Raw genomic sequence first — 23,097 nt, 5'->3', positions numbered from 1 at the left:
CGCCCCGACCGGGGCGTGACGGCGGAATGCTGCATTTCACCAGGATTCCCTTGACGGCTTGCCAGATGCCCATGACGACCAGCGCCGAAATCCGCTCCACGTTTCTCGAGTTCTTCCGCTCCAAGGGGCACGTCATCGTGCCGTCGGCGCCGCTGGTGCCGGCCAACGATCCGACGCTGCTGTTCACGAACTCGGGCATGGTGCAGTTCAAGAACGCCTTTCTCGGCAGCGAGAAGCCGCCGGGCCCGCGCGTGGCCGACGTGCAGCGCTGCCTGCGCGCTGGCGGCAAGCACAACGACCTCGATTCGGTCGGCTACACCGCGCGCCACCACACGTTCTTCGAGATGCTCGGCAACTGGTCGTTCGGCGACTACTTCAAGCGCGACGCCATCCTCTGGGCCTGGGAGCTGCTGACCGAGGTCTGGAAGCTGCCGCCCGAGCGCCTGCTGGTCACGGTCTACCACACCGACGAGGAGGCCTACGCGATCTGGAACGCGCAGGTCGGCGTGCCGGCCGAGCGCATCGTGCGCATCGGCGACAACAAGGGCGCGCCGTTCGCCTCGGACAATTTCTGGCAGATGGCCGATACCGGCCCGTGCGGCCCGTGCACCGAGATCTTCTACGACCACGGCGCCCACATCGCCGGCGGGCCGCCCGGTTCGCCCGACGAGGACGGCGACCGCTTCATCGAGATCTGGAACCTGGTGTTCATGCAGTTCGACCGCGCCGCCGACGGCACGCTGACGCCGCTGCCGGCGCCCTGCGTGGATACCGGCATGGGCCTGGAGCGGCTGGCGGCCGTGCTGCAGCACGTGCACACCAACTACGAGATCGACACGTTCCAGCACCTGATCCGCGCCGCCGGCGCGCTGACCGGCACGGCCGATCTCGGCAACACCTCGCTGCGCGTGATCGCCGACCACATCCGTGCCTGTTCTTTCCTGATCGTCGATGGTGTATTGCCGTCGAACGAAGGACGCGGCTACGTGCTGCGCCGGATCATCCGCCGCGCCCTGCGCCATGGCTGGATGCTCGGCGTGCGCGGCGACTTCTTCTGGAAGATGGTCGCGCCGCTGATCGACGTCATGGGCGAGGCGTATCCGGAGCTGCCGGCCAAGCGCGACGTGGTCGAGCGCGCGCTCAAGGTCGAGGAGGAACGCTTCGGCGAGACGCTCGAGCAGGGCATGAAGCTGTTCGCCGAGGTGGCGGCCCGCGCGGGCACGACCATTCCCGGTGCCGATGCGTTCCGGCTCTACGACACCTACGGTTTTCCGGTCGACCTCACTGCCGACATCGCGCGCGAACGCGGGCTGACGGTGGACATGGCCGGCTTCGAGCAGGCGATGGAGCAGCAGCGCGAACGGGCGCGGGCGGCCAGCCAGTTCGAGTCCAAGGGGCAGCTGCCGGCGGAGCTCGCGGCCAGCCTGCCGCCGACGCAGTTCCTCGGCTACGACACGCTGCAGGGCGAAGGCGGCGAGGTGCTGGCGATCCTGCGCGGCGGCCGTGCGGTGGACGCGCTGGCGGACGGCGAGGAAGGCATCGTCATTCTCGACCGCACGCCGTTCTACGCCGAATCCGGCGGACAGGTCGGCGATGTCGGCGTGCTCACCGGCACCGGTGGTGCGCTGGCGGTCGGCGACACGCAGAAGCTGGCCGGTGCGTTCCACGGTCACGTCGGTCGCTGGCAGGGCGCCCACCCACTGCAGCGCGGTGCGCGCCTGGCCGCTGCCGTCGACGGCGAGCGGCGCCAGGCGACGATCCTCAATCATTCGGCCACCCACCTGCTGCACGCCGCCTTGCGCAGCGTGCTCGGCACGCACGTGACGCAGAAGGGTTCGCTGGTCGCGCCCGACCGCCTGCGCTTCGACTTCGCGCACTTCCAGGCGGTCGACGGCACGGAGCTGCGCCGTATCGAGGATCTGGTCAACGCCGAGATCCGCCGCAACGTCGCCGCCGAAGTCCACACGATGGGCTACGAGGAAGCGATCGATTTCGGCGCGATGGCGCTGTTCGGCGAGAAGTACGGCGATCAGGTGCGCGTGCTGAAGATGGGCGAGTTCTCGACCGAGCTGTGCGGCGGCACGCACGTCTCGCGCACCGGTGACATCGGCCTGTTCAAGATCGTCGCCGAGAGTGGCGTCGCATCGGGCGTGCGCCGCATCGAGGCGCTGACCGGCGCCGCGGCGGTCGCCTTCGTCGTCGACGAGGAGCGCCGGCTCGGTGCCGTCGCCGACCTGCTCTCGGTCGGGCCGGCCGACGTCGTCGACAAGCTGCGCCAGCTGTTCGATCGCCAGCGCAAGCTCGAGCGCGAGCTGGAATCGTTCAAGGCCAAGGCCGCCAGTTCCGCGACGCAGGATCTGGCGGCGCAGGCGGGTGATGTCGGTGGCATCCGCGTCGTCGCCGCGCGCGTGGACGGTCTCGATGCGAAGGCGCTGCGCGAAGGCGTGGACTCGCTCAAGCAGCAGCTCGGCGACTGCGTCGTGCTGCTGGCGGCAGCGGCGGAGGGCAAGGTCGCCCTGGTCGGCGGCGTCGGTGGCGCCGCGCTCGGCAAGGTCAAGGCCGGCGAGGTCGTCGCGCATGTGGCCGCGCAGATCGGCGGCAAGGGCGGCGGCCGTCCGGACCTCGCCCAGGGCGGCGGCGTCGACTCCCCAGCACTGGATCAGGCACTGGCGCATGTGCCGAAATGGCTAGCCGAACGCCTTGCCTGATGGGTGGAGAAAGCGCGCAAGTCCTTGCGCGATCTCGATTGCGCAGGCAGGATTGCTGAGGTTACCATCGCAACAGTTTTATACGATTGTTTCGGCCATCCATTCACCGATGGCTTCTTCCAGGGCCCCGTTCACGGGCCGGTTTCTTGAAACAGGGGAAGGGTCACGTGATCAGCTAGGGAGGCTGATCCGGTCCCCTGATGTGTCCGTTGTTCGGAGTGAGCGCCGGCAGCGTGAGACATCGGACCGACCATAAGCATCGTAGGAGAATGAAGAAATGCTGATTCTCACCCGCCGTATCGGCGAAACCCTCATGATCGGCGACGAGGTCACCGTCACCGTGCTGGGCGTGAAAGGCAACCAGGTGCGCATCGGCATCAATGCGCCGAAGGACGTCGCCGTGCATCGCGAGGAAATCTACCAGCGCATCAAGCGCGAGCAGAATCCCGGAGCGGAAGACGCCGGGGCCGATAGCCATCACGAAGGCTGACTTTACGATCCGCTGCGCTGCGGCTATCCTGCGCCCCTCGTACGCGACCTCGCCCGCTTCCGGCGCGGGGACGGCGGCTCTGCCGCCGGGCGGCACGAGTGATTTCCCGGAGAGATGCCCGAGAGGCCGAAGGGGCTCCCCTGCTAAGGGAGTATAGGGTCAAAAGCTCTATCGAGGGTTCGAATCCCTCTCTCTCCGCCAGTCGAGAAAGCCCTGCTCACGCAGGGCTTTTTTCGTTTCCGGGCCGGCGCGCCGTCTTCGTTGCGAGGCGTGGCCGGTCGCGGCGCGGTGCGTGCCGGTCGTGCGTGGCTGCGGCCGCGTGTCGGTGCGCTTCGCGCCGGACTGCATGGAGCCGCTCGGGCGGCTCTGGTATTCTTGGCGGCTGCGCCGTATGCCCGACAAGCCCGTTCCGGGCCAGCCAGGCCGCGGTGCGGACGGGCAGGGTGCCCATCTTCCATTCGTTCATCCGCCACGGCGGAGATCTTCACGGCCGGGCATTCGATGGCGACGCACGATTTCCTGCAACGATTCCTGCTCGAACAGGCCGGGGTGCACGGCGCGTTCGTCCGCCTCGACAAGACCTGGCGCGACGTGCGCTCGCATACGGACTATCCCAAGCCGCTGGCTTCGCTGCTCGGCCGGACGCTGGCGGCCAGCGCGCTGCTGACCGGCACGATCAAGTTCCGCGGCCGGCTTTCGATCCAGTTCCGCTCCGAAGGCGCGCTCAGGCTGCTGTTCGCCGAATGCACCGACAGCGGCGGCCTGCGCGGGCTGGCGCGCTGGGACGAGGAGGCGGAGGGCACCGCCGAGCTCGGCGAGGGCGCGATTCTCGCGGTGACGATCGAGCAGCCCGATCGTGACCTGCGCCAGCAGGCGTTGGTCGCCTGCGAAGGCAACGACCTGACCGGCGCGTTCGAGCGCTACTTCGAGCAGTCCGAGCAGCTTCCCACACGCATGCTGCTGGTCGAGCACGGCGGGCGTTGCGCCGGCCTGCTGCTGCAGCCGATCGCCGATGGCGGCGGCATTTCGCTCGGGGATCCCGACGCCTGGAACCGGGTCGGCTACCTGATGGCGACCGCGATGACCGACGAACTGGTCAACCTGTCCGCGGAGGAGCTGCTGACCCGCCTGTTCCACGAGGAAGGCGTGCGCGTGTTCGCGCCGCGTCCGCTGGCGTTCGCCTGCAGCTGCTCGCGGTCGCGCGTGGAAACGATGCTGCGCTCGCTCGGCCGTGACGAGTGCGAGGCGGCGATCGCCGCCGACGGCCAGGTCGGCGTTACCTGCGAGTTCTGCAATCGCAACTACCGGCTCGACCGGGTCGACATCGCCGGCCTGTTCGCGAGCACGCCGCCGATGGCCGGACCGGTCACCGCGCAATAGCGCGGCATCGGTGCCGGCACGTAGCGCAGACCAGGCGATGATCCTCAATCTGGCCGCCTACCAGTTCGCTCCTGTCGCCGATCCGGATGCACTGGCGGCGCAGGCGCGTGAAGCCGCCGAAGCGGGCGCGCTGCGCGGGACGATCCTGGTCGCGGACGAGGGGATCAACCTGTTCCTCGCCGGCGAGGAAACCCAGGTGCACGCCTTCCTGGCGTGGCTGCGCGCCGCCCCGCATTTCGCCGGGATCACGGCGAAGTTCAGCCGCAGCCGCACGCAGCCGTTCGCGCGGCTGCGGGTCAAGGTCAAGCCGGAGATCATCAGCTTCCGCCGGGAGGGTGTCGTGCCGTCCGGCGGACGCGCGCCGGCCGTCGCGCCCGCGGTGCTCGCGCAGTGGATCGCGCAAGGGCACGACGATCGCGGCCGCCGGCTGGTGCTGCTCGACACGCGCAACCGCCAGGAGATCGCCTACGGCAGCTTCACCGGTGCGCTGACCTTGCCGATCGAGCGCTTCACCGACTTTCCGGCGGCGGTCACCGCCCAGCGCGAGGCGCTGGCGGATGCGACCGTCGTCAGCTTCTGCACCGGCGGCATCCGCTGCGAGAAGGCGGCGCTGTGGATGCGCGCGGAAGGCTGGGACAACGTGCTGCAGCTGGACGGCGGCATCCTCGGCTACTTCGAGCAGGTCGGCGGCTACGGCTATGCCGGGCGCTGCTTCGTCTTCGACGAGCGCGTCGCGCTCGATCCGCAGCTGGCGCCCCTGGCCGAGGACACCTCGGCACGGTGACGGGCGGCGCCGCACGGGCGCCGCCGGGTCAGGCGGCGGCGCGTGCGCCGGCCGGATTGCGCCAGGCGGCGAGCAGGTCGTCCTGGCGCTTCATCGCATCGGCCAGGTGGCGTTCCTTGACGTGGCCGTAGCCGCGGATCAGTTCCGGCACGCTGGCGATGTCCACGGCCAGCGCGTGGTTGTCGCGGTCCAGCCCGGCCAGCAGTTCCTCGACCTGGCGGAAGTAGTCCTCGATCAGGCGGCGTTCCATCTTGCGCTCGGCGGTGTAGCCGAACAGGTCCAGCGGCGTGCCGCGCAGCCCCTTGAGGCGGGCCAGGACGCGGAACGCGGTGAACACCCAGGGGCCGTACTCGGCCTTGCGCAGGTGGCCTTCGGCGTCCTTCCGGGCCAGCAGCGGCGGCGCCAGGTGGAAGTGGATCGTGTAGTCGCCCTCGAACGTCTCGCGGATGCGCTGCTCGAAATCGCCGCGGGTGTACAGGCGGGCGACCTCGTACTCGTCCTTGTAGGCCATCAGCTTGAATGCATAGCGCGCGACCGCCTCGGTCAGCGCCTTCGTGCCGGGAGCGGCCTGCTGTTCGGCCGCGCGGACGCGCTCGACCAGGGCGGCATAGCGTCCGGCATAGGCGGCGTTCTGGTAGTCGGTCAGGAACGTGCGGCGCCGCGCGATCGCCTCGTCGAGATCGACGCTCAGCGCGACGTCGTCGAGCGCGTCGGCACCGGCCGCGGCCGGCGAGGGCACCGCTGCGCCGGCTGCGGGACGGATCGGCAGCGCCAGCGGGATCGCGCCCGAGGGCAGGTGCGGCTTGATGCCGGCGGCCGCACGCACCTGGCCGATGTCGTGCGCACCCAGGCGGCCCCAGTTGAACGCGGCGGTGTTCATCTCGATCGCCGCGCCGTTGAGCTCGATCGCGCGCATCAGCGCATCGAGCGAGAGCGGCACCCAGCCCTTCTGCCAGGCGTAGCCGAGCATGAACAGGTTGGCCGCGATCGTGTCGCCGAGCAGGGCGGTGGCCAGTTCGGTCGCGTCGACCAGTTCAGGCGCGCGGCCGTCGAGCGCCAGCTTGACCGAATCGATGATCTTCTGGGCCGGGAAGACCAGGTCGGGCTTGGTCGTGAACGTGCCCGGCATCGCCTCGTAGGAGTTGAGGACGACGTTGGAGCGGCCGGCGCGGATCTTCGACAGCGCCCAGTAGTCGTTGACGACGACCATGTCGCAGCCGAGCACCAGATCGGCCTCGCCGGCGGCGATCCGCACGGCGTGGATGTCGGCCGGCGACTTCGCGATGCGCAGGTGGCAGGTCACGGCGCCGCCCTTCTGGGCCAGGCCGGTCTGGTCGAGCACGGTGCTGCCCTTGCCTTCCAGGTGCGCGGCCATGCCGATCAGCGCGCCGATCGTGACGACGCCGGTGCCGCCGATGCCGGTCACCAGGATGTTCCAGGGCTGGTCCAGCGCGGTCGCGAAGACCGGCATCGGCAATGCGCCGAAATCGACCGCGCCGCCGCTGCCCTTCTTCTTGCGCAGCCCGCCGCCGTGCACGGTGACGAAGCTCGGGCAGAAGCCCTTCACGCAGGAGTAGTCCTTGTTGCAGCCGGACTGGTCGATCTCGCGCTTGCGCCCGTACTCGGTCTCCTTCGGCAGCACCGAGACACAGAACGACTTCGCGCCGCAGTCGCCGCAGCCTTCGCAGACCAGCGAATTGATGAAGACGCGCTTCTTCGGGTCCTCCAGCTTGCCGCGCTTGCGGCGGCGGCGCTTCTCGGTCGCGCAGGTCTGGTCGTAGATCAGGATCGACACGCCCTTGATCTGGCGCATCCGCTTCTGCACGGCGTCCAGCTCGTCGCGATGGACGAACTCCACGCCGCTCGGGAAGATCTCCGGCCGCGACCACTTGGCGATGTCGTCGGAGACGACGATGATCGCCTGCACGCCCTCGGCGCGCATCTGGTGCGCGATGTCCGGCACCGTCAGCGTGCCGTCGACCGGCTGGCCGCCGGTCATCGCGACCGCGTCGTTGTAGAGGATCTTGTAGGTGATGTTGACCTTGGCGGCGATCGCCTGGCGGATCGCCAGCGAGCCGGAATGGAAATAGGTGCCGTCGCCGAGGTTCTGGAACACGTGCTCGGTCTCGGTGAACGGTGCCTGCCCGCACCAGGTCACGCCTTCGCCGCCCATGTGCGAGAAGGTGTCGGTGCGGCGGTCCATCCAGGTGACCATGTAGTGGCAGCCGATGCCACCCTGGGCGCGCGAGCCTTCGGGCACGGCCGTGGAGGTGTTGTGCGGGCAGCCCGAGCAATAGTGCGCGGCGCGCGGGAAGTTCGCGCGCGGCAGCGTCAGCTCCTGCTCCTTGGCCTCGATCCACGCCACGCGCGCGCGGATCGCCTCGCTGCTGAAGAAGCGCGAAAGGCGCCTGGCGATGACCAGGGCGATCATCGCCGGCGTCAGCTCGTTGGTCGAGGGCAGCACCCAGTTGCCGTCCTCGTCGTACTTGCCGACCACGCTGGGACGCGTCGGCCAGTTGTACATGTACTCCTTCATCTGCGACTCGATGAACGAGCGCTTCTCCTCGACGACGATGACGTCCTCCAGGCCGTCGGCGAACTGGCGGATGCCGACCGGCTCGAGCGGCCAGGTCATGCCGATCTTGTAGACGCGGATGCCGATCTCGCGCGCGTCACGTTCGCTGATGCCGAGGTACTCCAGCGCCTGCAGCACGTCCAGGTAGCTCTTGCCGGTGGTGACGATGCCCAGGCGCGCCTTCGGCGAATCGAGCACGATGCGGTCGATGCGGTTGGCGCGCGCGAACGCGGTCGCCGCCTGCACCGCGTACCGGTGCAGGCGCATTTCCTGGTCGAGCGGCGGGTCCGGCCAGCGGATGTTGAGCCCGCCGGGCGGCAGCGCGAAGTCCTCGGGCAGGACGATGTCGAGCTGGTGCGGATTGACGTTGACGCTGGCGCTGGACTCCACCGTCTCGGCGATCGTCTTGAAGCCGACCCAGCGGCCGGTGAAGCGCGACATCGCCCAGCCGAGCAGGCCCATGTCGAGGATGTCCTGCACGCCAGCCGGGTTGAGGATCGGCATCATCGCCGAGACGAACTCCAGCTCCGAGCCGTGCGGCAGGGTCGAGGAGCGGCAGGCGTGGTCGTCGGCGGCCAGCGCGAGGACGCCGCCGTGGCGGGACGTGCCCGCCGCGTTGCCGTGCTTGAACACGTCGCCGCAGCGGTCGACGCCGGGGCCCTTGCCGTACCACATCGCGAACACGCCATCGACCTTGGCGCCGGGAAACAGGTTGGTCTGCTGCGTGCCCCAGACCATCGTCGCGCCGAGGTCCTCGTTGAGGCCCGGCGTGAACTCGATGGCGGACGCCTTCAGGTGCTTCCTGGCCTTCCACAGCTCCAGGTCGAAGCCGCCGAGCGGCGACCCGCGATAGCCGGAGATGAAGCCGGCCGTGTTGACGCCGGCGGCCCGGTCGCGCATCTGCTGCATCAACGGCAGGCGCACCAGCGCCTGGACGCCGGATAGATAGATGCGGCCTTCGCTACGCGTGTACTTGTGGTCGAGCGTGTACTCGCGATCGACGTTCGGCGCGGGAACGGACATGGGGCGGACCTGGCAGGCGGCTAGGGGGCGCGGAAAGTTTAACAGTGGCTCCCCCCGGCCGACCGCGCAGCGGCGGGAATCAATCGGCCGCAACCGTGCGCACAATCGGCCATTGCCACGGCGGCCGACCCGCTACAGCACCTCGACGCCGGCCTCGCGCAGCAGGCGGCAGACCGCGATCAGCGGCAGGCCGACCAGGGCGGTCGGGTCGTCGCTGGCGATCCGCTCGAACAGGCCGATGCCCAGGCCCTCGCACTTGAAGCTGCCGGCGCAGTCGAGGGGACGCTCGCGTGCCACGTAGCGCGCGATCTCGTCGGCGGCCAGCGGCCGGAAGAACACCTCGGTCAGGTCGGCTGCCGTGTATGCGACCGGGACATCGCCGCGCAGGTCCAGCAGGCAGACGGCGGTGTGGAACACGACGACGGCGCCGGAGCAGGCCGCCAGCTGGGCGCGGGCCGTCGCTTCGTCGCCCGGCTTGCCGAGCACCCGGCCGTCGCGGTCGGCGACCTGGTCCGAGCCGATGACGAGGGCACCGGCCGCCTGTCCGGCGACTGCCTGCGCCTTGGCCGCCGCCAGGCGCCGCGCCAGCGCGGCCGGCGCCTCGCCGGGCCGGCGCGCCTCGTCGGTCTCCGGCGGCAGTGCGCGTACCCGGGGCGTCAGGCGCTGCAGCAGCTCGCGCCGGTAGCGCGAGGTGGAGGCCAGCACGAGGTCGACGTCGGCCAGCTTCATGCGGGGCGGTCCGTGGCGGTGGCGTCGATCGCCTGCCGCAGCTGCGCCTGCGCCTGGTCGAGCTGGCCGATCTGCCGCTGCAGGTCCGCCAGCGAGCGGGCGAGGGCGGTGTCGGCGGCTTCGAGGTCGGCCTGGGGTGCGCTGTCGGCCCTGTCCTTCAGCCACAGGCGGTGCGCGAGCAGGTCGCGCAGGGCCGCCTCGATGGCCGCATCCGGGGTGCCGCCCGCCGGGCCGGACGGGCCGGCCACCGGGGCGAGCAGGGCGGGCACGTCGAGCAGGCGCTGCCGGCAGTCGTGCAGTGCCTGCTCGAACGCATCGGCGCGGTCGAGGATGCTGCGCAGCACGCGTGCGCGCCGCGCGTGGCGCTGCCCGACCCATGCGGCGGCCAGCACCGAGGCGGCGGCCGCGAGCGCGGCGATCGTCAGGAGATTCATGCGGTTGCGGTGCGCCGGACGGAATCACACAGTCTGCCCGAGCAGGCCGGGTCCGGCAATTTCGGGCGTTCCCGGCAGCGTGCAAAGTTGACTTTGGAGGGGGTGGCACCTACTATCGCGCGCCCTATGTCAGCCGCCCTGCCCGAGAGTGTCGACGCCTGGCGCATGGTGCAAGGGCAGCGCGCGTTTCAGGGACGGCTGCCGTTGTCGGGCCTGCAGCGGCTTTCCGGCAGTCTGGCGGATACGGTCGGTGATGTCGTCTACGACCTGGAGTTCGGTCGTGATGCGTTCGGGATCGCTTTCCTGCGGCTGCACGTGGATGCCGGCTTGCCGCTGATCTGCCAGCGCACGCTCGAGCGTTTCGTGCAGCCGGTGACGATCGACCAGCGGCTGGGGCTGATAGGCAAGGAGCAGGACGAGGCGGGATTGCCCGAAGGTTACGAACCGCTGCTGATCGCCGACGGCCAGTTGGCGCCGGCGGACGTGATCGAGGACGAATTGATATTGACGCTGCCGGTCGTCCCGGTGAGCCCGGGCGCACCGCTCGAGTTCACCACCGGTATCGAGGAGCCGGCCGAAGCAGAGGAGGCGCGCGAGAATCCGTTCGCGGTGCTCGCCCGGCTCAGGCAGGATTAGCAACACGCAGATTTCATCGGAGAAGTGTCATGGCAGTTGCCAAGAGTCGCAAAACCCCGTCGCGCCGCGGCATGCGTCGCGCCCACGATTCGCTCACCGCCAAGCAGTTGGCGACCGACCCGACCTCGGGTGAGGTGCACATCCGTCACCACGTGACCAAGGATGGCTACTACCGCGGCAAGAAGGTCATCGACACGCGCGCCTCGGTGCGGGTCGAGGACTGACGATCCTTGCCGGCGGCTGGCCGCGGCCCGTCCGCGCCGGCGCGTCGGCGATGTGTTCGGAAGCCGGCCCGCTTCGGGCCGGCTTCGCGTTTTTGCCGGTGGGCGGCGTTCCGGGCACCACCCGGCGGTCGCCGACGCCACGTAGCTAGCTGCAGAAGGGGTTGACTCTGATCCACTCACGCATCGCGGGTACCGGCAGCTATCTGCCCGAGAAGGTCCTGACCAACGCGGATCTCGAGAAGCTCGTCGAAACCACCGACGAATGGATCGTCTCGCGTACGGGCATCCGCGAGCGGCACATCGCTGCCGACGGAGAGACCACCGGCGACCTGGCCCTGCAGGCGGCGCGCCGCGCGCTCGAGGCGGCCGGTGTCCAGGCCTCGGAGATCGACCTGCTGGTGCTCGGCACGACGACGCCGGACCTGGTCTTCCCGTCCACCGCCTGCCTGCTCCAGCATCGGCTGGGTGCCAACGGCTGCATGGCGTTCGACGTGAACGCGGCCTGCAGCGGCTTCATGTATGCGCTCGGCATCGCCGACAAGTTCATCCGGTCCGGCTCCGTCCGGACCGCGCTCGTGGTCGGTTCGGAGACGCTGTCGCGCATGACCGACTGGAGCGACCGCCAGACCTGCGTGCTGTTCGGCGACGGCGCCGGCGCGGTCGTGCTCAAGGCCTCGGACGAGCCCGGCATCCTCTCCACGCACCTGCACGCCGACGGCGGTCACAAGGACCTGCTCTACGGGCCGGTCGGCGTTTCCACCGGCTTCCGCGCCGACGAACCCAATTGCGGCGTCACGATCCGCATGAGCGGCAACGAGGTGTTCAAGGTCGCGGTCAAGACGCTCGACCGCGTCGTCGACGAGACGCTCGAAGCCAACCAGCTCGACAAGAGCGCGATCGACTGGCTGATCCCGCACCAGGCGAACCTGCGCATTATCCAGGCGACGGCCAAGCGGCTGGACATGCCGATGGACCGCGTCATCGTCACCGTCGACCGGCACGGCAACACCTCGTCGGGCTCGGTGCCGCTGGCGCTGGACTACGCGGTACGCTCCGGCAAGGTCCAGCGCGGCCAGTTGCTGCTGCTCGAGGCATTCGGCGGCGGCTTCACCTGGGGGTCGGCGCTGATCCGCTACTGAGCGGCCCCTCGAAGGAGGACCATCATGGCTCAACGCCTGTTGCTCGACGGCCGCGCGGTCTGGCTCAAGCGCTATGCGCACCGCCGCCGTCGGCTGGCGCACCACGCCCTGGACTTCGCCGCCCGCCAGCTCGGCATCGAGCCGCTGCGCCCGGACCCGGTCGATTCGCCCGAAGAGGCCAAGTGCATCGAATCGCGCCGTCTCGGCGAGCTGGCCGGGCAGGGCGTGCGCGTGCCGCGCGTGCTCGCCGACGGCCGTGACGTGCTGCTGCTGAGCGACGTGGGGTCCTCGCTGTCGCTGCGCCTGCGTGAGGTGGCCGGCAGCGCCGAGGCGGTCGACCTCCTGGTCGGCGGCGCCGCGCTGGCGATCGCCGAAACCCACCGGCGCGGCGTCTATCTCGGCCAGCCGCTGCCGCGCAATCTCACGGTCAGCCCGGACGGCTTCGGCTTCCTCGATTTCGAGGAGGATCCGGGCCGCGTGATGCCGCTGGACAGCGCGCAGGCGCGCGACTGGCTGCTGTTCGCTTCCGGCGTCGCCCGCCGCTACCAGGGCCGCGACCACCGCGCGCTGGCCGGCGTGCTGGCGGCCGGGCTGGCCCAGGCCCGCGCGCCCGTGGTCGCCCGCCTCGATCATGCGGCCGGGCGGCTGCGCTTCCTCGAACGGGCGACCCGCCCGTTCGGCGAGCGTGCCCGTGCGCTCGGCCGGGCGGTCGCCGCCTTGCGCGAGGCGCTCGGCTTCCTTGCGCTGCTGGCCTTCACCTTGCTGGCCGACTACCTGCCGGACCGTGATTTCGACCTGTTCGGCCTGTCCTTCCTGATCGACTATCTGACATGACCGCATCCCCCACCGACGTGGCATTCGTGTTTCCCGGCCAGGGCTCGCAAGCGCTCGGCATGCTGGCCGAGCTGGCCGAACTGCACGCGGACGTGCGGCAGACCTTCGCCGAGGCGTCCGAGGGCGCCGGCGTCGACCTGTGGGCGTTGTCGCAGGGCGGGCCGGAAGAGATGCTCAACCGCACCGAGTACACCCAGCCGGCCCTGCTGGCCGCCGGCGTCGCCGTCTGGCGCCTCTGGCTGGCCGTCGGCGGCGCCCGCCCGGCGCGGCTGGCCGGCCACAGCCTCGGCGAATACACGGCGCTGGTCGCCGCCGGTGCGATCGGCCTGCGTGACGCCGCGCACCTGGTGCGCATCCGCGGACAGGCCATGCAGGCGGCCGCGCCGGCCGGGGCCGGCGCGATGGCGGCGGTGCTCGGCGCCGACGATGCGCTGGTCGAGGAGGTCTGCCGCACGGTGTCCGGCAGCGAGGTGGTGGTGCCGGCCAACTACAACGCGCCCGGCCAGATCGTCATCGGCGGCCATGTCGCCGCGGTCGACGCGGCCCTGGCCAGGCTGGCCGAGCAGGGCGTGCGCAAGGCAGTGAAGCTCGCCGTCAGCGTCCCCTCGCACACGCCGCTGATGCGCGAGGCCGCCAACCGCCTCGCCGAGGCGATCGGCGCCTATGCCTGGAGCGCGCCGTCGATCCCGGTCGTGCAGAACGTGGACGCCCGTGTGCACGCCGGTCTGGCCGACATCCGTGAAGCGCTGGTGCGCCAGCTGTACCTGCCGGTCCGCTGGACCGACTGCGTGCAGGCGCTGGTCGCCGGCGGCACCGCGCGCGTGGCCGAATGCGGGCCCGGCAAGGTGCTGGCCGGCCTGGTCAAGCGCATCGACAAGTCGCTCGACATCCGCACGCTCGGCACGCCGGGCGAGTTCGAATCCGCGCGCGAGGCCTGGGCCTGACGGTCCGGCCCCGCCTCCTTCATCCTTTGCAGCGAGACACAGCATGAGCGCAATCCTCGAGGGCGAGATCGCCCTGGTCACCGGCGCCAGCCGCGGCATCGGCGCCGCGATCGCCGACGAACTGGCCGGACTCGGCGCCGTCGTCGTCGGCACGGCCACCAGCGAAGCCGGTGCGCAGGCGATCGGCGAACGCCTCGCCGCGCGCGGCGGTGCCGGCCGCGTGCTCGACGTCACCGATGCGGCCGCGGTCGATGCGCTGGTCGAGGAGATCGGCAAGACCTTCGGCGCGCCGTCGATCCTCGTCAACAACGCCGGCATCACCCGCGACCAGCTGCTGATGCGCATGCGCGACGAGGACTGGCAGGCGATCATCGACACCAATCTCAGCTCGGTGTTCAGGACCTCGCGCGCCGTGCTGCGCGGCATGATGAAGGCGCGCAAGGGCCGCATCATCTCGATCGCGTCGGTGATCGGCCTGACCGGCAACCCGGGGCAGGCCAACTACGCGGCGGCCAAGGCCGGCATCATCGCGTTCTCCAAGTCCCTGGCGCGCGAGATCGGCTCGCGCGGCATCACCGTCAACGTCGTCGCGCCGGGCTTCATCGACACCGACATGACGCGCGTGCTGCCGGACGAGCAGAAGAAGGCCCTGGTCGGCCAGATCGCGCTCGGCCGGCTCGGCGAGCCGGCCGACATCGCCCGCGCGGTGGCGTTCCTGGCCTCGCCGGCCGCCGCCTACATCACCGGCGAGACCCTGCACGTCAACGGCGGCATGTACATGCCCTAGGCCGGAAGGGCGGCCGCTTGAAAAGCGGGGTTTGCGGCGCCACCGAAAACCCCGCGGCGGCCGGTCGGCCGGTTGCTGGCGACCCTACGGACGTTCCACTACAATGCGCCCGACTTACGAGCCACGCTGCGCCACCCGGCACGGCGGTCGGGCAAACCGCAAGAATCCCACCGGGAGGAAGAGACCCCATGAGCACTATCGAAGAGCGCGTCAAGAAGATCGTTGTCGAACAGCTGGGTGTGAAGGAAGACGAGGTCACGCCGAACGCGTCGTTCGTTGACGATCTCGGCGCCGATTCGCTCGATACCGTGGAACTGGTGATGGCGCTCGAGGAAGAATTCGAATGCGAGATCCCGGACGAGGAAGCCGAGAAGATCACGACCGTGCAGCAGGCGGTCGACTACGTGAAGGCGCACGTCAAGGCCTGATCGGGTCTCACAGGTGTCGAAAAGGCTGCGCCCGCGAGGCGCAGCTTTCGTTTTGAGGACAGCAAACGCTACGCTCGCGTATGGTTGCGTCCGCCATTGAACAGGTAATCGCATGACCAAGCGTCGCGTCGTCGTCACCGGACTCGGACTACTCAGCCCCGTCGGCAACGACGTGGCCACCGCATGGAGCAACGTGCTGGCCGGCAGGAGCGGCATCGGTCCGATCACGCATTTCGATGCGAGCACGTTCCCGACGCGGATCGCCGGCGAGATCCGCGACTTCGATCCGGCGGTGTACATCCCGCCGAAAGACGTCAAGAAGATGGATCCGTTCATCCACTACGGCGTGGCCGCCTCGCTGCAGGCGCTGGCCGACGCCGGCCTCGCGCCGCACGAGCACGACGCCGAGCGCATCGGCGTGGCGATCGGCGCCGGCATCGGCGGCATCCACACGATCGAGAAGACCTCGATCACCTATCACGAGAGCGGCCAGCGCAAGATCTCGCCGTTCTTCGTGCCGAGCTCGATCGTGAACATGGCCTCCGGCCAGTTGTCGATCATGCTCGGCCTCAAGGGCCCGAACATCGCCTGCGTCACCGCCTGCACCACGGCGACGCACAACATCGGCCTGGCGATGCGCATGATCCAGTACGGCGACGCCGACGTGATGATCGCCGGCGGCGCCGAGTACGCCACCACCGGCACCGCCGTCGGCGGCTTCTGCTCGGCGCGCGCGATGTCCACGCGCAACGAGGAGCCGGCCCGTGCCAGCCGTCCCTGGGACCGCGACCGCGACGGCTTCGTGCTGTCCGACGGCGCCGGCATCCTCGTGATCGAGGACTACGAGCACGCCAAGAAGCGCGGCGCGCGGATCTATTGCGAGCTGGCCGGCTACGGCATGAGCGGTGACGCCTACCACATGACCTCGCCGCCCGAGGACGGCAACGGCGCGCGCCGCTCGATGCAGATCGCGATCGCCGACGCCGGTGCCAATCCGGACCAGGTCCAGTACATCAACGCGCACGCCACCTCGACCGGCGTCGGCGACGTCGCCGAGGTCGCCGCGATCAAGGCCTGCTTCGGCGACCACGCCGGCAAGCTGATGGTCAGCTCGACCAAGTCGATGACCGGCCATCTGCTCGGCGCCGCCGGCGGCGTCGAGGCGATCTTCTCGATCCTCGCGCTGCGCGACGGCGTGGTGCCGCCGACGATCAACCTCGACAATCCCGACGAGGGCTGCGACCTGGACTTCGTGCCGCACACCGCGCGCGAGCACGGACTCGACTTCGTGCTGTCCAACTCGTTCGGATTCGGCGGTACCAACGGCACCCTGGCGTTCCGGCGCGTTTGACCCGCATCCACCGCAGCCTGCCCGGCCGGCGCGACCTGCTCGCGCTGGCGGCGGCGTTCCCGGCGCGCTACCCGGGCCTGCTCGAAAGCGCGGCGCGCGGCGGGCAGGCGCGCTACGACATCCTGTTCGCGTATCCGCGCGATGCCGTGTGGCTGGCCGCCGACGGGTACGTCCGCGACGCGGACGGGCGCAGGCTCGACGGCGATTTCCTCGACCTGCTCGACGCGCGGTTCGCCGCCGCGCGCGCCACCGGCCCGGCCGACGCGCTGCCCTTCACCGGCGGCTGGCTGGTCTATCTCGGCTACGAGTTCGCCCAGCGGATCGAGCCGCGGCTGCGGCTGCCGGCCGCGGACGCGGCGCTGCCGACCGCGCTCGCCCTGCGCTGCCCGGCGGCGATCGTGGTCGATCACGCCGCCGACTGCACCTGGCTGGTCGCCGAGCCGGCGCATGCCGGCCTGGTCGAGGCGATGGCCGCCGACCTGGCGGCGGCCCCGCCGTTCGACGCACCGCTGCCGCCGGTGCTGGCGGTGGAGGAGGACCCGCCGGAGCGCTTCACCGACGGGGTCGAGCGGATCGGCGACTACCTGCGGGCCGGTGACGTGTTCCAGGTCAACCTGTCGCGTGAATGGCGCGCCCGCTTCGCCGAGGCGGTGGCGCCGGCGGCCTTGCACGCGGCCCTGCGGCGCGCCAACCCGGCACCCTATGCCGCGCTGCTGCAATGGCGCGGCGGCGCAGTGGCGAGCTCGTCGCCCGAGCGGCTGGTCGAGGTCCGCGGCGACCGCGTGCAGACCCGGCCGATCGCCGGCACCCGGCCGCGCCTGGCGGGCGAGGACGAGGCCGGCCGCGTGCGCGAGCTGGTGGGCCATCCGAAGGAGCGCGCCGAGCACATCATGCTGATCGACCTGGAGCGCAACGACCTCGGTCGCGTCTGCGAGCCGGGCAGCGTCGTCGTCGACGAGCTGATGACGGTCGAGAGCTATGCGCACGTGCACCACATCGTCTCCAACGTCGGCGGCCGCCTGCGTGCCGGCAGCACGCCGGGCCAGGTGCTGCGCGCGGTGTTTCCCGGCGGCACCATCACCGGCTGCCCGAAGGTCCGCTGCATGGAGATCATCGCCGAGCTGGAAGGGGTCGGCCGCGGCGCCTATACCGGGTCGATCGGCTATCTCGACCGCAGCGGCGCGATGGACTTCAACATCCTCATCCGCACCCTGGTGGCGTCCGGTTCCGACGTGCGCTGGCGTGCCGGGGCCGGCATCGTGTTCGATTCGCGGGCCAGCGCAGAGCTCGAGGAGACGCGCGCCAAGGCACGCGGCCTGCTGCGCGCGCTGGGGATCGACGGATGAGCGCGCGCATCCGCATCGACGGTGCGCCGGCCACGGTCGTGGACGCCGGTGACCGCGGGCTGGCCTACGGCGACGGGCTGTTCGAGACCGTGTTGTTCGTCGACGGCCGGGCCCCGCTGTGGCGGCGCCACCTGGCACGGCTCGCGCTCGGCTGCGCGCGGCTGCGCCTGCCGGCGCCCGACGCCGCCGCCCTGGCGGCGGACTGCGCGGCGGTGACGGCCGGCCTGCCGCGGGCGGTGGTGCGGATCACGCTGACCCGCGGCAGCGGCCCGCGCGGCTATGCGCAGCCGGCGCCGCTGCAGCCATTGCGCATCGTCGCCGCGGCCGCCGAGGCGCCGCTGCCGCGGCATTGGTACTGGCAGGGAATCCGGGTACGCTTCTGCGAAACCCGCCTGGCCGTCCAGCCGCTGCTGGCCGGCATCAAGCACCTGAACCGTCTGGAGCAGGTCCTGGCGCGGGCCGAGTGGGACGACCCTGCCATCGCCGAGGGCATCGTGTTCGATACCGAAGGGCGCGTCGTCGGCGCGACCGCTGCGAATCTGTTCCTGGTCCGCGACGGCTGCGTGTCGACGCCGCGCGTCGATCGCTGCGGTGTCGCCGGCGTGATGCGCGCCGAACTGCTCGACCGGCTCGGCGAGGTGCGGCAGGGCGACATCGACGTGGACGAGCTGATGCAGGCCGACGAGATCTTCCTGAGCAACGCGGTGCGCGGCGTGCTGCTGGTCACCGAGCTGGGCGGGCGGCTGTGGAAGCCGGGGCCGGTCGGCTCGCGGCTGGTCGCCGACCTGCACACGCTCGGTTTCGGAGCGGCGGCATGACGGCGGCGGCCGCGATGGCCGGCCGCACGCGTGTGGCGCGGCTGCTGGGCCTGTTCGTGCTGGCGGCGCTGGTCGCCGCGGTCGCGCTCGCCACCTGGCTCTGGACCGACTACCGGCGGTTCGCCGACACGCCGCTGCCGCTGGCCGCGGACGCCACGCTCGACATCGCCCGCGGCACGTCCTACCGCGAGGTCGTGCGCACCCTGCGGCGTACCGGCTACACGCGCGCGGCGCCGTTCTACTGGCGCCTGCTCGACCGCGAGATGAAGGTCTCCGGGCGCCTGCACGCCGGCGAGTACGCGCTGCCGGTCGGCATCACGCCGCGGACGCTGCTGGCGAAGATGGCCAGCGGCGAGGTGGTGCAGCATCACTTCACGATCGTCGACGGCTGGACCTTCCGCCAGCTGCGCCTCGCGCTCGCGCAGGAGACCGGTCTGCGCCAGACGCTGACCACCGCCAGCGATGCCGAGATCGCCGCCCGGCTCGGCCTCGCCGAGGCCGGTTTCGAGGGCTGCTGCCTACCGGAGACCTATGCCTGGATCAAGGGCGAGTCGGATCTGGACGTGCTGCGTCGCGCCGCTGCGGCCATGCGCAAGACGCTCGACGAGTTGTGGGCGGCGCGTGTGCCGGACCTGCCGCTGAAGACACCCTACGAGGCGCTGATCCTCGCCTCGATCGTCGAGAAGGAGACCGGCATCGCCGGCGAGCGGGCCCAGGTGGCCGGCGTGTTCGTGCGGCGCCTGCGCATCGGCATGCGCCTGCAGACCGATCCCACCGTCATCTACGGCCTCGGCGAGGACTACACCGGCCGCTTGCGCCGCCGCGACCTCGACGGCGACACGCCGTACAACACCTACACGCGCGGCGGCCTGCCGCCGACGCCGATCGCGCTGCCGGGACGCGCGGCGATCGCCGCGACGCTGGCACCGGCGCCCGGCGATGCGCTGTATTTCGTCGCCTACGGCGACGGCAGCGGCCGGCACGAATTCTCCGCGACACTGGCCGAGCACAACCGTGCCGTCGCGCGCTATCTGGAGCGCATGCGCCGATGAGTGGCCGGCTGATCTCGCTGGAAGGCGGCGAAGGCGCCGGCAAGAGCACGGTGCTGGCCGCGGCGCGCGCGCGTTTGGAAGCGCACGGCATCGACGTCGTCGTCACCCGCGAACCGGGCGGCACGCCGCTCGGCGAGGCGGTGCGCGCCCTGGTGCTCGACCCGGCGCTGGCGCCGGTCTGCCCGGAGAGCGAGCTGCTGCTGATGTTCGCGGCCCGTGCCCAGCTGGTGCGCGAGGTGGTGCGGCCGGCGCTCGCGGCCGGGCGCTGGGTGCTGACCGATCGCTTCACCGATGCCAGCTATGCCTACCAGGGCGGCGGCCGTGGCCAGCCGCTGCAGCGCATCGCCGCGCTGGAAGACTGGGCCGCCGGCCTGCGGCCGGACCTGACGCTGCTGCTCGACCTGCCGGTGGCGCAAGGGCTGGCACGCGCCGGCAGCCGCGCGGCGGCCGATCGCATCGAATCCGAGCAGGAGGCGTTCTTCGAGCGCGTGCGTGCCGCCTATCGCGCACGTGCCGCGGCCGAGCCGCAGCGATTCCGCCTGATCGACGCCAGCGCCGAACTGGACGCCGTGCGCGCCGCGGTCGGTGCGGCCGTCGATGCGTTCGTGGCCGTGGCGGACCGGCGATGAACGGCACGATCGCGCCCTGGCTGGATGCCGCCTGGCAGCGCCTGCGTGGCGCGCTGGCCGCCGGCCGGCTGCACCATGCGCTGCTGATCGCCGGCCCCGCCGGTCTCGGCAAGCGGGCCCTGGCCGAGGCACTGGTCGCCGTGGCCTTGTGCGAGCAGCCGGGCGCGGCGGGTGCCTGCGGGCGCTGCCGCGCCTGCCAGCTGATGGCGGCGGGCACCCATCCGGACCGCGTCCGCGTCGGCTTCGTCGAGCGCGACGACGGCAAGCTGCGCAGCGAGCTGACGATCGACCAGATCCGCGCGCTGTCGGCGCGGCTCGCGCTGTCGAGCCAGTTCGGCGGCCTGCAACTGGCGATCGTCGAGCCGGCCGAGGCGATGAACGTCAGCGCCGCCAACGCGCTGCTGAAGACACTGGAGGAGCCGGCCACCGACACGATCATGATCCTGGTCGCCGACCAGCCGGCGCGGCTGCCGGCGACGATCCGCAGCCGCTGCCAGCGCATCGACGTCGGCCTGCCGCCGCCGGCGCAGGCGCTGGCCTGGCTGCGCGAGCAGGGCCTGGCCGATGCGCCGGCGCGAGAGGCGCTGGCCGCCAGCGCCGGCAATCCGGGCCAGGCGCTGGCCTGGTCGAAGGACGGCCGTGTCGAGCTCGGCGCCGCCTGCGCGGGGGACCTGGTGGCATTGGCCGGCGGCCGTTCGTCGGCCGGCGAGGTGGCCGAGCGCTGGGCCGCCGATCGCCCGGCCGACCGGCTCTGGTTCGCCGCGGTGCTGGCCGACGAGGAAGCGCAGCGGCTGGCTGCCGGCGAACGCGGCCGGTTCGGCTTGACCGCCGTGGACGAAATCCCGAAGCTAGCCGCGTGGTTCGCCAAGGCCAACCAGGCGCGCCGGCTGCTCGACACGCCGCTGCGTCCGGAGCTGGTGCTGCTGGACGTGTTGCGCGCCTGGCCGGCGACCGGGCAGGGCACCAGGAGAAGCTGACGATGTCGACTCCGCTATCCGGCGGCATGCCGCGCCAGGGCATCCTGTCGCTGGCGATCAAGGACAAGGGCGCGCTGTACAACGCGTACATGCCGTTCGTGAAGGGCGGCGGCCTGTTCGTGCCGACCACCAAGCGCTACAGCCTCGGCGACGAGGTGTTCATCCTGCTCTCGCTGATGGACGATCCGGACCGCCTGCCGGTGGCCGGCAAGGTCGTCTGGATCACGCCGCCGGGAGCCCAGGGCAATCGCGCCGCCGGCATCGGCGTGCAGTTCAGCGATTCGAGCGACGGCGAGACCGTGCGCACGAAGATCGAGACGATCCTGGCCGGCATCCTGACCCAGGAACGGCCGACCCACACGATGTAGGGCGTCGCCCGCAGCCGTTCCGGTTCGCCCGGTCTTGCCCGTCACGCAAATGCCGGCGCCGGGCGTATAGTGGCGGCGCGGAGGCGACCGGTCCGTCCGGGACGCCGCCGAACCGACTCCAGTACGGATGACGCGGAGGCCGATCGTGTTCAGACGTGTGCTGCTGGCCGTTCTCGGGTTGCTGGTCCTCGGCGTCGCCGGTCTGTTCGCGATCGCGTGGCGGCCGGCGATCGCGCCGATCGATCCCCCGGCGCCCGGTGCGTTCGCCGCCGATCGCATCGCCCGCGGCGAGGTCCTCGCCGGCGCCGGCTACTGCGCGACCTGCCACACCGTACCGGGCGGTGTCCGCTACGCCGGCGGCTACGCGATGCGCACCGCCTTCGGCACGATCCATTCGACCAACATCACGCCCGATCCGCAGACCGGCATCGGCCGCTGGTCCGAGGCCGCCTTCGTGCGCGCGATGCGCAGCGGCGTCGCGCGTGACGGCTCGCATTTGTTCCCGGCGTTCCCGTTCGACCACTTCACCCGGATCACCGACCAGGACCTGGGTGATCTGTATGCGTACCTGATGTCGCGCGAACCTTCGGCGGCGGCGCCGAAGCCGAACACGGTGCCGTTCCCGCTGAACGTCCGGGCGCTGCAGGCCGGCTGGAAGCTGCTGTTCCTGCGCCAGGGCCCGTTCACGCCGGACCGGACGCGTGACGAGGCCTGGAACCGCGGTGCCTATCTCGCCGAAGGCGTGAGTCATTGCGGCGCCTGTCACACGCCGCGCAATGCCGTCGGCGCCGAGCGACGCGACGCCGCCTACGCCGGCGCGCTGATCGACGGCTGGCAGGCGCCGGCACTGACCGATGCCAATCCCGCGCCGCTGGCGTGGACCGAGGAGGCGCTCTACGCCTACCTGCGCAGCGGCGCGACGGCCGAACACGGCAGTGCCGTCGGCTCGATGGCCGAGGTCGTCCACGGCCTGTCGAAGCTGCCCGATGCCGACATCCGCGCGCTGGCGGTCTACTTCGCCGATGTCGGCCGCGCCGCCGCGCGCAGCGGGGACGAACGCACCGTGCTGGCCGGCGCGCTGGCGGCATCCGGCGAAGGCACCCGCCAGGAGACCGATCGCGGTGCCGGCCTGTACCTGGCGGCCTGCGCGGCCTGCCACTACAACCGCGCGCCGGCGCCGTTGCTGGCGCGGCCGGAACTGGCGCTCAACAGCGCGCTGGTCGGCGACGACCCGACCAACCTGATCCGCGTCGTGCTGCACGGCGTCGGTACGGACGACGGGATCCCGGGCGCGATGATGCCGCCGTTCGCGCACCTGGGCGATGCGGAGATCGCGTCGCTGGCGGCCTACCTGCGACGGACCCGCACCGGCCGCGCGCCGTGGCCGGACCTGGAGGCCAAGGTCGCCGAGGTCCGCCGCCTCGACACCGGCACCTGAATC

The 23,097-nt window shown here is 71.1% G+C and carries 22 protein-coding genes and 1 tRNA gene; 20 read left to right on the top strand and 3 right to left on the bottom strand.

The window, feature by feature from the left end; all coding sequences use genetic code 11:
* The first annotated feature begins 71 nt into the window (after positions 1-71).
* The 5 genes from alaS to I596_RS10690 all read left to right on the top strand — a co-directional run bounded on the left by alaS (position 72) and on the right by I596_RS10690 (position 5,362).
* On the top strand, positions 72-2,708 hold the full coding sequence (gene alaS, locus I596_RS10710) for an alanine--tRNA ligase (RefSeq protein WP_067647549.1): 2,637 nt from the start codon (positions 72-74) through the stop codon (positions 2,706-2,708).
* Positions 2,709-2,985: 277 nt separating this feature from the next.
* Positions 2,986-3,198, top strand: coding sequence for a carbon storage regulator CsrA (gene csrA, locus I596_RS10705; RefSeq protein ID WP_067647546.1), 213 nt, complete (start codon positions 2,986-2,988; stop codon positions 3,196-3,198).
* Between the two features lie 108 nt (positions 3,199-3,306).
* A tRNA-Ser gene (locus I596_RS10700) sits at positions 3,307-3,399 on the top strand.
* A 300-nt stretch (positions 3,400-3,699) separates the two neighbouring features.
* Positions 3,700-4,578, top strand: coding sequence for an Hsp33 family molecular chaperone HslO (hslO, locus tag I596_RS10695; RefSeq protein ID WP_067647544.1), 879 nt, complete (start codon positions 3,700-3,702; stop codon positions 4,576-4,578).
* A gap of 37 nt (positions 4,579-4,615) precedes the next feature.
* Positions 4,616-5,362: a sulfurtransferase gene (locus I596_RS10690; RefSeq protein ID WP_067647541.1), complete on the top strand. Its 747-nt coding sequence runs from the start codon at positions 4,616-4,618 to the stop codon at positions 5,360-5,362.
* A gap of 28 nt (positions 5,363-5,390) precedes the next feature.
* Here I596_RS10690 and I596_RS10685 read toward each other — a convergent pair whose 3' ends face one another.
* From I596_RS10685 to I596_RS10675, 3 genes are all read right to left on the bottom strand, one after another.
* Entirely contained in the window at positions 5,391-8,960 is a 3,570-nt protein-coding gene (locus I596_RS10685; RefSeq protein WP_067647538.1) for an indolepyruvate ferredoxin oxidoreductase family protein, read from the bottom strand.
* 132 nt (positions 8,961-9,092) lie between these two features.
* Positions 9,093-9,689, bottom strand: a complete 597-nt coding sequence (locus I596_RS10680; RefSeq protein WP_067647535.1) for a Maf family protein — start codon at positions 9,687-9,689, stop codon at positions 9,093-9,095.
* A complete protein-coding gene (locus I596_RS10675) occupies positions 9,686-10,123 on the bottom strand; it encodes a hypothetical protein (RefSeq protein ID WP_067647532.1) in 438 nt (145 codons plus the stop codon). The genes I596_RS10680 and I596_RS10675 overlap by 4 nt, the downstream gene beginning before the upstream one ends.
* Positions 10,124-10,327: 204 nt before the next feature.
* On the opposite strand from I596_RS10675, the gene I596_RS10670 reads away from it, so the two are divergent.
* The 15 genes from I596_RS10670 (at position 10,328) to I596_RS10600 (ending at position 23,094) form a co-directional block, all read left to right on the top strand.
* Positions 10,328-10,759: a YceD family protein gene (locus I596_RS10670; RefSeq protein ID WP_335340368.1), complete on the top strand. Its 432-nt coding sequence runs from the start codon at positions 10,328-10,330 to the stop codon at positions 10,757-10,759.
* Positions 10,760-10,788: 29 nt separating this feature from the next.
* Positions 10,789-10,983, top strand: coding sequence for a 50S ribosomal protein L32 (gene rpmF / locus I596_RS10665; RefSeq protein WP_067647527.1), 195 nt, complete (start codon positions 10,789-10,791; stop codon positions 10,981-10,983).
* 161 nt (positions 10,984-11,144) lie between these two features.
* Positions 11,145-12,122 (top strand): beta-ketoacyl-ACP synthase III, encoded by a 978-nt coding sequence (locus tag I596_RS10660; RefSeq protein ID WP_067647524.1) that lies wholly within the window; start codon positions 11,145-11,147, stop codon positions 12,120-12,122.
* A 24-nt stretch (positions 12,123-12,146) separates the two neighbouring features.
* Complete coding sequence (locus tag I596_RS10655) at positions 12,147-12,956, top strand: BUD32 family EKC/KEOPS complex subunit (protein ID WP_067647521.1); 810 nt, start codon at positions 12,147-12,149, stop codon at positions 12,954-12,956.
* Entirely contained in the window at positions 12,953-13,900 is a 948-nt protein-coding gene (gene fabD / locus I596_RS10650; protein WP_067647518.1) for an ACP S-malonyltransferase, read from the top strand. The genes I596_RS10655 and fabD overlap by 4 nt, the downstream gene beginning before the upstream one ends.
* A gap of 43 nt (positions 13,901-13,943) precedes the next feature.
* Positions 13,944-14,687: a 3-oxoacyl-ACP reductase FabG gene (fabG, locus tag I596_RS10645; protein WP_067647514.1), complete on the top strand. Its 744-nt coding sequence runs from the start codon at positions 13,944-13,946 to the stop codon at positions 14,685-14,687.
* A gap of 188 nt (positions 14,688-14,875) precedes the next feature.
* Positions 14,876-15,115 (top strand): acyl carrier protein, encoded by a 240-nt coding sequence (acpP, locus tag I596_RS10640; RefSeq protein WP_067647511.1) that lies wholly within the window; start codon positions 14,876-14,878, stop codon positions 15,113-15,115.
* A gap of 112 nt (positions 15,116-15,227) precedes the next feature.
* Positions 15,228-16,466 (top strand): beta-ketoacyl-ACP synthase II, encoded by a 1,239-nt coding sequence (gene fabF, locus I596_RS10635; protein ID WP_067647508.1) that lies wholly within the window; start codon positions 15,228-15,230, stop codon positions 16,464-16,466.
* Complete coding sequence (locus I596_RS10630) at positions 16,463-17,812, top strand: aminodeoxychorismate synthase component I (protein ID WP_150132112.1); 1,350 nt, start codon at positions 16,463-16,465, stop codon at positions 17,810-17,812. Before fabF ends, I596_RS10630 begins: the two co-directional genes overlap by 4 nt.
* Positions 17,809-18,630: an aminodeoxychorismate lyase gene (gene pabC, locus I596_RS10625; RefSeq protein ID WP_067647505.1), complete on the top strand. Its 822-nt coding sequence runs from the start codon at positions 17,809-17,811 to the stop codon at positions 18,628-18,630. The genes I596_RS10630 and pabC overlap by 4 nt, the downstream gene beginning before the upstream one ends.
* Entirely contained in the window at positions 18,627-19,682 is a 1,056-nt protein-coding gene (mltG, locus tag I596_RS10620; protein ID WP_223303814.1) for an endolytic transglycosylase MltG, read from the top strand. The genes pabC and mltG overlap by 4 nt, the downstream gene beginning before the upstream one ends.
* Complete coding sequence (tmk, locus tag I596_RS10615) at positions 19,679-20,311, top strand: dTMP kinase (protein WP_067647502.1); 633 nt, start codon at positions 19,679-19,681, stop codon at positions 20,309-20,311. The genes mltG and tmk overlap by 4 nt, the downstream gene beginning before the upstream one ends.
* Positions 20,308-21,288 carry a DNA polymerase III subunit delta' gene (gene holB, locus I596_RS10610; protein ID WP_067647499.1) on the top strand — a complete coding sequence of 327 codons (981 nt, stop codon included), beginning with the start codon at positions 20,308-20,310 and terminating at the stop codon, positions 21,286-21,288. The genes tmk and holB overlap by 4 nt, the downstream gene beginning before the upstream one ends.
* Before the next feature lie 26 nt (positions 21,289-21,314).
* Positions 21,315-21,656 carry a PilZ domain-containing protein gene (locus tag I596_RS10605; RefSeq protein ID WP_067647497.1) on the top strand — a complete coding sequence of 114 codons (342 nt, stop codon included), beginning with the start codon at positions 21,315-21,317 and terminating at the stop codon, positions 21,654-21,656.
* 145 nt (positions 21,657-21,801) lie between these two features.
* Positions 21,802-23,094, top strand: a complete 1,293-nt coding sequence (locus I596_RS10600) for a cytochrome c (RefSeq protein ID WP_150132110.1) — start codon at positions 21,802-21,804, stop codon at positions 23,092-23,094.
* Positions 23,095-23,097: the final 3 nt, after the last annotated feature.

Source organism: Dokdonella koreensis DS-123 (genome assembly GCF_001632775.1).
Classification (GTDB): domain Bacteria; phylum Pseudomonadota; class Gammaproteobacteria; order Xanthomonadales; family Rhodanobacteraceae; genus Dokdonella; species Dokdonella koreensis.
The sequence above is the reverse complement of the archived record's forward strand: the minus strand, read 5'-3'. Positions and strand labels throughout refer to the sequence as shown.